Consider the following 527-nt stretch of genomic DNA (forward strand, 5'->3'; position numbering starts at 1 on the left):
TAAGTATCTGCAGACATAACTACAGGGAATTTGCCATCTTTATTTGGTCTGAAAATATTAATATATAATTTTTCGCCATCGCGCATTTCCACAGTGACATCTTTTTCCATAATCATTTCTTGATTTCCATATTGAACACTGTCGACAACGATGTGGTTAATACCGGTTTTCACTTCATTGACATGAGTTACAGTTAATTTTGGATTTCCTAGTAAATGTTGGTTCATTGTTATCACCTTTTTCTGTTTGTTTGTATCACCTATATTAAACAGGTAAACATTGTGTGCCAATCATCAATGTTGGAGATTTGTGGGATAATGAACATAACGTTTATAATTGTTTATAATCAATGGGGAGGACTTGATATAAATGACTATAGATCGACGTATTAGAAAATCACAAGTTGCAATGAGAAATGCATTTATTGAACTTTTACATCAACACCAATTAGAAGAGATTACTGTGCAACAAATTGCAGATTTAGCTGATGTTAACCGTAGTACATTTTATACGCATTATTATGATAA

General features: G+C 31.9%; 3 pseudogenes. 2 read left to right on the forward strand and 1 reads right to left on the reverse strand.

Annotated features, from left to right (window positions below):
* A pseudogene (locus IDG60_RS01700) lies at nucleotides 1-227 on the reverse strand (CocE/NonD family hydrolase); the annotation flags it as partial.
* 56 nt (nucleotides 228-283) lie between these two features.
* On the opposite strand from IDG60_RS01700, the pseudogene IDG60_RS01705 reads away from it, so the two are divergent.
* Nucleotides 284-392: pseudogene (locus IDG60_RS01705) on the forward strand (hypothetical protein).
* Nucleotides 370-527, forward strand: a pseudogene (locus IDG60_RS01710) (TetR family transcriptional regulator); the annotation flags it as partial. The pseudogenes IDG60_RS01705 and IDG60_RS01710, both read left to right, overlap by 23 nt.

Source organism: Staphylococcus sp. EG-SA-2, from assembly GCF_017152085.1.